2 protein-coding genes are annotated in these 1,015 nt (G+C 65.5%); both read left to right on the top strand.

The genetic code is table 11. The annotated features are described in order from the left end of the window. Positions 1-426 (top strand): phage tail protein (locus AACX78_RS21920; RefSeq protein ID WP_159167598.1); only part of this gene is annotated, 426 nt, incomplete at its 5' end. Then, the coding region (locus tag AACX78_RS21915) for a phage virion morphogenesis protein (RefSeq protein WP_159167597.1) at positions 423-1,015 on the top strand (593 nt) is incomplete at its 3' end. The genes AACX78_RS21920 and AACX78_RS21915, both read left to right, overlap by 4 nt.

The raw sequence follows: 1,015 nt of genomic DNA, 5'->3' as shown, positions 1-1,015 counted from the left end.
CTGGATAGCTGGATGGAGAACGGCACCATCCGGCTGGCGCCCAAAAACATGGGCCCCACCGGGGTGGACGTGGCCTGGCTCACCTATCAGGCGGTGTTCACCATCGAGCAACTGCCGTTTCGCGAGCTGGATCCGGCCATCGCGCTGGCCACGGTTGCCGCCTGGGTGCAGGAGCATGACGAGTTCCGCGAGCAGTTCGAGTTGCCCGATCCCGAGTACGCCGTCACCCCGAACGATGAGAAGACCGCCGACCTTGAGATCCAGCTCGCCTTTACCGAGCCGCTGCGCCTGGTGGAACACGAGCAGGGCCCCATCAATTGGCTCGGCAAGCGCTGGAACGTGGCCCCCTATGACATCTGGGTGGCCGAGCAGATTGACCTGAATGTGGGCAACACCGGCCATCACCCGATAGGTGGCCAGCCATGATCAGCATCACTCTGGACAGTCGCCGCACCCAGGAACAGCTCAAGCTGCTGGCCCTATCACCCAAGCAGCGCAAGCGCCTGGTGTGGCGGGCAGCCGCCGAGCTCAAGAAGCTGGCCGCCCGCAACGTGCGGGGCCAGCAAGACCCCAACGGTCAGCCCTGGGCCCCGCGCAAACGGGGCAAGCGCAAGATGCTGCGCGGCCTGCCCAAGCTGCTGGAGATCCACGCCACCCGCCAGGACGTGGCCGAGCTGGGTTTCAAGAAAGGCACTATGAGTGCCCACGCAGGGGTTATCGCGGGCACCCACCAGAAGGGTCACACCTTCCTGGTCACTGCCGCCAGCCGGCGCCGCATTGCGCCCAGTGAAGGCGGCAAGCATAAACCGGCCAGCAAGGCGCAGGCCCGCAAGCTGCGCGAATTGGGCTTCAAGCGCCCGGGCAAGCGCAAGCGCTCCTACCGCTCGACCTCCTTGGGCTGGATCACCGGCAACCTCAACGCGGCCCAGGCCGGCCTGCTTATCAAGAAGCTCAAGGATGAACCGGTGAAAACCCACTGGGAGATAACGCTCCCTGCCCGCCCGTTCCTGGGCGC

Origin of the sequence: Aeromonas sp. 9A, assembly GCF_963900955.1 — a bacterium.
Lineage (GTDB): Bacteria > Pseudomonadota > Gammaproteobacteria > Enterobacterales > Aeromonadaceae > Aeromonas > Aeromonas salmonicida.
This window is presented reverse-complemented; position numbering and strand designations above follow the sequence as displayed.